At 32.3% G+C, this 8,548-nt stretch carries 6 protein-coding genes; 1 reads left to right on the top strand and 5 read right to left on the bottom strand.

The window, feature by feature from the left end:
* The first annotated feature begins 370 nt into the window (after positions 1–370).
* A complete protein-coding gene (locus tag B9T25_RS13595) occupies positions 371–583 on the top strand; it encodes a helix-turn-helix domain-containing protein (RefSeq protein ID WP_086188948.1) in 213 nt (70 codons plus the stop codon).
* Here the strand turns inward: B9T25_RS13595 and B9T25_RS13590 are convergent.
* The 5 genes from B9T25_RS13590 to B9T25_RS13570 form a co-directional block, all read right to left on the bottom strand.
* A complete protein-coding gene (locus B9T25_RS13590; protein ID WP_086188947.1) occupies positions 580–1,659 on the bottom strand; it encodes a response regulator in 1,080 nt (359 codons plus the stop codon). The genes B9T25_RS13595 and B9T25_RS13590 overlap by 4 nt on opposite strands.
* Complete coding sequence (locus tag B9T25_RS13585; protein WP_086188946.1) at positions 1,656–3,890, bottom strand: sensor histidine kinase; 2,235 nt, start codon at positions 3,888–3,890, stop codon at positions 1,656–1,658. Before B9T25_RS13585 ends, B9T25_RS13590 begins: the two co-directional genes overlap by 4 nt.
* Positions 3,890–5,146, bottom strand: a complete 1,257-nt coding sequence (locus B9T25_RS13580; RefSeq protein ID WP_086188945.1) for a DNA cytosine methyltransferase — start codon at positions 5,144–5,146, stop codon at positions 3,890–3,892. Before B9T25_RS13580 ends, B9T25_RS13585 begins: the two co-directional genes overlap by 1 nt.
* Positions 5,147–5,249: 103 nt before the next feature.
* Positions 5,250–5,927, bottom strand: coding sequence for a gamma-mobile-trio protein GmtX (gene gmtX / locus B9T25_RS13575; RefSeq protein WP_086188944.1), 678 nt, complete (start codon positions 5,925–5,927; stop codon positions 5,250–5,252).
* The gene (locus tag B9T25_RS13570; RefSeq protein WP_086188949.1) at positions 5,927–8,545 is read right to left on the bottom strand and encodes an integrase family protein; all 2,619 of its coding nucleotides are present in this window, start codon (positions 8,543–8,545) and stop codon (positions 5,927–5,929) included. Before B9T25_RS13570 ends, gmtX begins: the two co-directional genes overlap by 1 nt.
* Positions 8,546–8,548 lie beyond the last annotated feature (3 nt).

The following is an 8,548-nucleotide window of genomic DNA, read 5'->3' as shown; positions in this document are numbered from 1 at the left end:
TTCTTGCCTTGTTCCAAGAAAAATGATTGTTTAGAATGTGGTGTAGCTCGTTGAGGTATGACATAGTTTGAGTCGTCAGAAAACTATTATTATGTCACTTATTTCAACGAGTTACTTTTTTTGTCGTGTACAAAGAAAAATTTTGTTGTATAGATCTATCCTTTATTTCTATCTTGAGAGCTAAGTTGTTCCAAATTTGTTTTGAAGTCCAGCCAGTGATTTGAGTTTGTTGAATCAAAACTAAGAAAGATGGAAATATTGGAGATATAGTTTGTTTCATAGAGATTATAAATGAAAAGTTAAAAAGAGGATTATAGTCCGTGGATATATAGTCCTCAAATAGTGATAGTTCTGTTTTTTAAGCATTTGAATGTTTATGTCAGAACTTACTATTCAATTTGGGCAACTTGTTCGAAAACATAGGAAAGAAAGAAACATGTCACAGGAGCAATTGGCTTTACTCTGTAACATGGATCGTAGTTATTTAGGAAGAATTGAAAGAGGGGAGGTAAATCCTACTCTAGAAAAAATTTATGAGATAGCTGAAGCTTTAAAAATATCTTCGAATCAATTATTACCCTAACTTGATTGTCTAGTATCTTGTGTTAATAATTCAGTAATATAGCTATCTTTATGATGTAAATCGGGTTGACCTTGTCTAGCATAATAACTTGAAAAACGCCCTAAAATATCACTAATAAAATATGGTGAAATCTGAATTTTGATTTCACTGAATCCATTTTTAAGCTCTTCTACAGAATAGCTTTTAACGGAAGTAAAATCGATAAAACCACCGTTAAAATCATTGAGCTTAGGTAAATAATGATATTCTTGCTTCCCGTTTCTGATAAATTTTTCTAATTTTTCTTTACGATTGTTGCTTGCATTATTTCCTGGGAAATTGTTTTGTATGAAATTAAAAGGCGCAATTATTTCAGCTAGCAATATGCAACGTGCTTTAGATTGAGCAAAATCACAAGCAGGGGTCAAAATTATATGATGTTTATTATCTGAATTATCTTTAATAATGCTACCAGTTTTATGAGTATTACTAATAGGTGGGTAGATATACATCTCTTCTAAAAAATATTTTTGATCTGTTTCATCAATGTGCTGGGTTAAATGATTTAGGGTATGGCGTAATATCGCATTCTTTACGAGTTTTTTATCATCATATTCAATCCACTGTTTTTTCTGATGATAAATATTTTTATAAAATACATCTTTTAAAAAGTCTTGAATTTGACCTTTAGCATTAAATAAATCATTCAATCCAAAATCTTTAGTTTTTTTGAAATCAGTAAGAATTTCAGTAATTAAGCCTTCTCTTTCACCTTTTTGGTAAGTTTCTATGTAATCATACTCAGCAATATCATCTGGGGTTCCTGTATACACAATAATTGGGACAATAAGTTTATATTCCTCAATTATTGTTCTAATAATTTCTTTTCCACCTTCTGCATCATCATTTAATGATAAATCTATTATTATTCCATCAAATTCATTCTCTTTAATGAGTTCTAATGCTGTCTCAAAACTATCAGCTATTTTTAAATCTGTTTCAATATTATGAGCATCATCAAAGAGTTCAAGTGATGATTCAAATGTTGAAATATCAGATGGGCTATCTTCAACTAATAAAAGTTGTAAATCACTCACTTTGCATCTCCTTTATAGATAAGCCTAAACAATGCACCATCAGTATTCTCTTCAGCTTGCAATTTTAAATTATTTCTAATAGCAGCTTCTCCCGCTATTGAAAGTCCAAGACCTGTACCACCATCAGGTTTACCTGAGAAACTTGGTGAAAAAATTACTAAACTTTCTATATCTTCTGTTTTAATTCCAGGACCAGAATCTTTATAAATAATAGATTCAAATATTCCATCTTTTTCAGTAACGGAAATTTCGATATGTTTCGTTGAACATTTAGTGCTAACTAACCAGTAAATACTATTTTCTAGAAGGTTATAGATAATAGCTATAACATCTTGTTTCCAGCAAAGATAAGTCAAGTTCTCAGGGCATGAAAAACTAATGATAATTCCATTATCATTGAAATCTTTTTCGAAAATACTTAAAGATGATTGAATTATTTTTTTAATATTTTCATCTTTTTTGTTTGGTCTCCGAGCGGTTGCTAAGGGATCGATCTTTTTAAATAACACTGCAAAATGTTGAGTATTATCAAGCACGCCATCAATTCTTTCGATTACTTTTGCAAAGTGCTTTTCGTCATGACTCTGATTATATTTTTCTTTCCATCGTTTTAAATTTGGAATTTCATTTTGGAAATAGTTGAGTGGTCTGCGACCTTCATGAATTAAACGATTTATGATTTTTCCTAAAGTAGCCTGACCTTGATAAGTAGCAACTGCTCTTTTTATATACTCTAATTCTTTTGATTTTTCTTTAGCATCTTCTTCTACTAAATTTATAAGATTCTTAGAAATCTGATCTTTTTCTTTGGTTGGTAGATCAGATGTATCTAAAGTAATTCGAATTTTAGATGAAAGTTTATCACTAGAAAAAATATTATTTAATTTCTCTTCAATAGATTCATTATTTTTTCGCGATTTTCCAGTTGATTCACGATATTTAAATCGATTTTCTTCTAAAAGTCTCAAAACTCTTTGAGATATAGCGACTAAGTTCTTATAGGCTTCATTATCACGGAGCCCATCTCTTGCACTCTTTTCAAATAACCTTGATTGATCTTCAGATTCAATTCGGACATATCCAATAATCTGGTTCACACTTATCCTTAAAGATGGGTTATTAACACGTTGAAAATTTAAATCCATCCAATCGTATCCAACATCACCTAGTGGACGAATTCTAAAACCATTTCTAAATACCCCGACACCATGATATGTATCTAATAAGGCACGAATATCTTTTTTTTCTAAAGGTTTATCTTCAGCTCGTTTTGTTCTTTCAAGTAAATCATCTAATGCATCTGACTCTCGATCGTAAACTCGAAAATCAAATTTTAATGATCCGCAATTAGTAGGTTGGTAATAATTAAAGTTAATTGGAATATCAGGTAAATTTTGCTCCTTCTGACAGGAGTAAGTTAGATTTCCAATCCCATCTGCGGTTATTTCGCCTTGTATCCGATAATCAAAATATTGAACGATAGGAAATGGTTTAATTTCTTCATATTCATTTTTTTTATCTTCATTTTCATCATATAACGCAAAAAAATCTTCGTCTTTTGTTGTATTTTCATTAGACGTCATTTTTAAAAAAATTTTAAAATCATTTTTCTTAGCATCTAATGGTGAGATAAGTTTTTTTAATTCAAATTCTAAAGCTTTTTTATTACGATCAGTCCAAGTTTCAAAATATTCTTCATTACCATAAATTTTGAGTATTGTACCTTGTTCACCTATAGCCAATTTTTCATTTTTGACTTCAATATTAATTTCATCTAAGTACTGTACTTCATTAAAAATATCCCAGTCAATTATAGTAGAAGTTGAATTTAGGTCTTTTGTAGTTGTCTGAATTTTCAAAATATTACCTAAAACAGCAACGGCATATCGTCCAATACCCTTTCTACCTTGCATTACACGTTTTTTATTAGTACTTGTTTTTCTTATAAATTTATCATTCGTTGATGGTACCATCCATTTGTTTAGAAAGGTATCTATGTCCATACCATGACCATTATCAGACACTATAATTTCTACGGATTTAGACAAGCTATCTAAATTTATATCTACATAAATTGCATCAGCATCAGCATCATAAGCATTTTTTACAAGTTCAATTATTGCTGCCGCTTCATTCTGAATTAGTTCCTTTCCAATTGTTGAAAGATGTCGCCCAGCAGGTCGAATTTTATATAAGCCACTTTGTTTTTTAAGGGTTTCTTTCATATCCATTACCAGTTCCTTAATAATTGTTCTGCAATCTTTTGAGCAAGTAAAACAGGTACAGCATTACCGATTTGTTTAAAAGCACTTGTACGAGCTGGTTTACCTGAAACATTTTCAAAATAATAATCATCAGGAAAACTTTGTATTCTTGCTGCTTCTCTGGGAGTAATCGAACGATTTTGTTCAATGTCTGGATGGATATAATGATGTCCATCTTTCGATATATGAGCAACAACAGTATGACAGGCAGCTAAATCACCAGCCACGACTTTAAACCTATCTACAAAAGAATTTCTACCCTTATGGCTTTTTAAATATTCAGGTAAATCATCATAATGTAGTCGTCTTTTTTCAGTATCCCACAAATTGACAGCATGCTTATATATTTCTAGATCTTGTTTTGAGTGGGGGCGAGCTTGATGCCATGTAAGAGGTAAGGTTGAAGCAATACCTGATTCTTTAAGGCACTTTGATTGTTCGGATCTACCTCTTTGAGGTGTTGTACTTCCACCCCCAGCTTGAATTTTAGGTAAGTCACTAAAAAGATCCCATACACATGCTTCGGTTATCAATTTTTCAGGTTCTGGATAAAATGACTTTTTAGAGCGATGTCCTTTTTTTCCTACTAAAATAATTCGTTTACGATTTTGGAGTACGCCATATTCATTTGCAGATAACACACGATATTCAACTGTATAACCAATTTCGACAAACAAACTTTTCATTTTGTCGAAATAAAGTTCTCCATTAGGATTTCTTGCAGTTAAAAGTCCTAGTACATTCTCAAAAACAAAATACTTAGGCTTATATCTTCTTAAAAATTCAGCATAATATTTGTATAGATGGTTTCGTGGATCATCATGCATATTTCCACGTGCACGTCCTATAAGGGAGTAGGCTTGACATGGTGGGCCGCCAATTATTAAATCTAATTTGGATTCGCCAATTTGCTGATCTACTTTTTGAAAAATTTCACTTAAGGTTTCTGCACCTATAAATGCATTAATAACCGAGTCAATTTCATTTGTTGGAACTGCATTATAGAGCTCATCTCTAGACAGTTCATTTTGTAAATATTTAACATATACATCGATAGAATTATTATTTTTAAGCCAATGATAGGCTTGACGTGTTTTTAAAGTAAAACACGCAGATGCATCTGCTTCAACGTGAGCAATTGGTTGAAATCCAGCGCGAATGAAGCCTTCTGATAAGCCGCCAGCACCAGCGAATAAATCTAAAAATTTTAAAGTGCTAGGCATAGTACATCATGATAAAACAAACAAATGCCAGGATAGCAAGATTCAAGGATTATGACAAAAGATTTTTAATTCTTATTCATTCCTTAGGATTAGGAAGAATGATCTACATATTTAATTTGCATAATATCTTCTTTAATGCGGTCATAAATCCACGTGGAAATATTTCAGTCATGTATTTGATATCTTTAACTTGACCAGCTTGTGTTACCTGCCAATTATTTTGTTCCAAACATTCATCAGTAGCAGCAAAATTTAGAGCTTTTAGTTCAGAAGTGGTAAGAGATACATTAAGTGAAGAAGTTAGCTCTGTATGTGTATTTTGAAAATATGGCGAGGGTTTATAAGGTCGTCTATCGATAATGATATTCGTATGTTGTTTTAATATATTTACTTCTTGTCTATATCTATTACGTTCAGCGATTATCTGTCCAAATACCGCTCGTAGAGCGGGATCAGCAATTCGTTCTAATAATTCAAAATCCTTAGGAACATGTCTGCTACGGCTTTTATCAGCTAAAGGCTTTTTGGTCGTAGTATTAGCTTTGGCTGCCCATGCCTCAATTAGTTGCCTAAAGTAAATATTACGTGTGGCTCGTATTGCTTGATAACCAACACCACCATTTTCAGAGGAGATTCGTCCTATAGTTGTTACCGAGAAATCTCTTTTTCCACTTTCATGGTAGGTCTCAAGAATTTGGTTAAGGTGATCTAGAGAATTCTGTGTTCTTTGGCTTTCTCCATTTTTAATTTCTTCTAATATTGTATCTATACATATCTCCATTATTTACCTCCAATTTTAAGTGACTTATTTACAATGATAGGTATTTTTTTTAAATCAGATAGTTCTAAGATGCCTTCATCTAAAAGTTGATGGTTTTTTAAGTATTTATTAGTTTCGAGATAACCAGCAACTTTTCGATAGCCCTCAAGCTTATCCTCTGGGTCTGCAATTTTTGCCATCTTTCTTATCATTGCATTAGCTGCAATAAGTTGCATTTTCTCATCCATTTCCATGAAAATAGGTTCATATCCTGCATTCATCATGATTCGACTCAATGAAATAGTCCGTTTTGTAATGGCAGGTGTTTTTCTTAAACTATCTAGAAAATCTGGGTAAAATTCAGCATCATCACAAAGTAAGGATAGATGTAATAATTCTGAATTTGTCTCAATAAACTTAATACTGTGAGTAATATCCTGTTCACTCCCTACAGCTATTAATTTGTCTTTAAAATCTGAATCTACTCTTTGCTTCTCGATATATAAAATTTTTTGTATTAAGCTGAAAGTAGCTATCCAATCTTTTGTAAATTCATCAGCTTCAACTTGTTGTTTTTCCCATCGTCGCTGTAATTCTTGAAGTTCTTTATATTTAGTGAAAGGGAAATCTTGTTCTTCACAAAAGAATTTTTCATCTTTCAGTTGATCCAATTCTTTTTCAATTTCTAATGCTAAATGTGCTGCTTCATGAGCTTTATAACTAAGTTGATTAAAATAGGCATTCAATGCTGGTAGATAGCTGGCATCTGTAACAAACCAACGGCAACGTACACAATTTTCTGGGCCATGAGCAACAGGCTCATATTTTCGTTTGGATTTGCTATCGGCAGAATTAATGAGTTCACCTCCATTCCAACATCCCCCGAGTGTTCCAGCACTATCTGATTTAACGGTATTACCACCAACTAGGCATAGTCCATGTGCTCTATATTCCCAACCAATAGGATTGCGGTTTGCTAAAGCAGTAAGAATACTATTCTCATTTTGATATACTATTTTTGCTTGAATTTGTTCAAGGCTTGCGTCTTTAAGAAAAATACGAAGAGATTGTGCTGCTTTTGCATTTAATTCTTGTTCTGCCTCCTCCATTTTATGTGCCATTACACTAGGAGTAATTTTATTATAATAGATGGTCATGATCAGCCGTGTATGACCCGCTAATAATTTAGAAATTACAGGAAGCGGTAATGCCGTATCCATTGTATAAGCTGTGATTAGTGAGACTCTTAGACTATGAAGTGGAAATAAAGTGGTACTTTTATTGCCTTCAACAGTACCTTGTGGATATTCTTCAACTAGTTTTAGAAAAGAACCATCACTTAAAAGATGTCTATTTTGGGCTAACTTTTTTTCAAGTGTAAGAAGAAGTTGATACCAAAATGTTGATAAATATGTATCCCCAGAAATAGGCTTAGATCGATTACTCCCATTAGTAGAAGCATTTCTAAATAAGAAGCAAATTGCTCCCATCTGTTTTTTTGTATGCTCTGATTTAGTTAGCCCAAAATGTTTTTGATCTAAGTCTGTACAAGGCATTTGGTCATATATAGGATTATATTTTTCTTGCCAATTACGTAGCTTCTCTAACCAATATAGTACTTCTTCATGTTGCCATGGAATTGTATAACCATAGTTACTTTCATCTTTATTTTGATCAGCAGTTTTATTTGTAGAAATATATAAGCCTGTTAGAAACCTCCCTGAAATTGAATCTGGTATGCGTTTAAAAATACCCTTTGCATATGGTCTTTTAATATTTCCTAACGCAAAATCATGTTTTATATTTTCTATCCATTGCCCACTTTGATATCGCCATGTATCAGCTTCACCTGAATCGAGAAAACGGATTTGATAAGTACGAAGTGGAAGGTGTAGTTTTATAAAAATTAGCATTGCTTTGACGGGAGACCATATTTGAAAAATCTCTACCTTTTTTCCTTTTTTCATTACTTCTTTTGATCGCCATACACAATCAGGATCGCTTTTATCAATTTGATGGGTATCTACTTCAAACCAGTCTCCATTATAGCTTGATTGTTGTTGTGCCCAAATCCAATGTTTAAAGTGACAGTAGGAATAAGCTGCTTGAGCTGTTTCACTATTGGATAAGTTAGGTAGAGGGCAAAGAATTTGCCTTAACTCTTGAATATAACGATAAGGTAATGGTGTTCTAACCGTTTCTGTTAAGGAAGTTGATTTACTCAATCTAGTGAAGGGATTAAGAACTATTGGATAAAAGTGTCCTTCATTTGATTGAGTTAGAAAATAATTCTGAATTATCCAATCTATAAAATCATAAATGTAATTCATACGTTTAACTAAATGAACTGGATCTTTAAATCCTGTTTTTTTTACAGCATCATGGAATTCATCGGTTGAACATTTATGTCCATTTTGCCCCGTAAAGAGTTTATTTATATCTAAAGCGTAAGGAACATAATGAAGTAGATATGTCTCAAAAAATGAAATCAGTGCATGTCTTTTTTCATTAGTACCGAAATGTTGCTCTTTCATCCACTCGGCAGCAAATTTTTGCCACTGAGTCCATTCTTTTCCATGGGTGTTTAATAACCAAGAAAAAGTTATATCAGATGAACGTCCATCAGATTTTTTTGCCATTTT

Source organism: Acinetobacter sp. ANC 4470 (assembly GCF_002135335.1).
GTDB lineage: Bacteria > Pseudomonadota > Gammaproteobacteria > Pseudomonadales > Moraxellaceae > Acinetobacter.
Note: the sequence above shows the minus strand (reverse complement) of the source record. Positions and strands in the feature narration are given on the sequence as shown.

Coding starts and splice junctions, on each gene's coding strand:
- B9T25_RS13595 (WP_086188948.1), top strand. CDS start 371: ATGTTTATGTCAGAACTTACTATTCAATTTGGGCAACTTGTTCGAAAA.
- B9T25_RS13585 (WP_086188946.1), bottom strand. CDS start 3,890: ATGGATATGAAAGAAACCCTTAAAAAACAAAGTGGCTTATATAAAATT.
- B9T25_RS13580 (WP_086188945.1), bottom strand. CDS start 5,146: ATGCCTAGCACTTTAAAATTTTTAGATTTATTCGCTGGTGCTGGCGGC.
- gmtX (WP_086188944.1), bottom strand. CDS start 5,927: ATGGAGATATGTATAGATACAATATTAGAAGAAATTAAAAATGGAGAA.
- B9T25_RS13570 (WP_086188949.1), bottom strand. CDS start 8,545: ATGGCAAAAAAATCTGATGGACGTTCATCTGATATAACTTTTTCTTGG.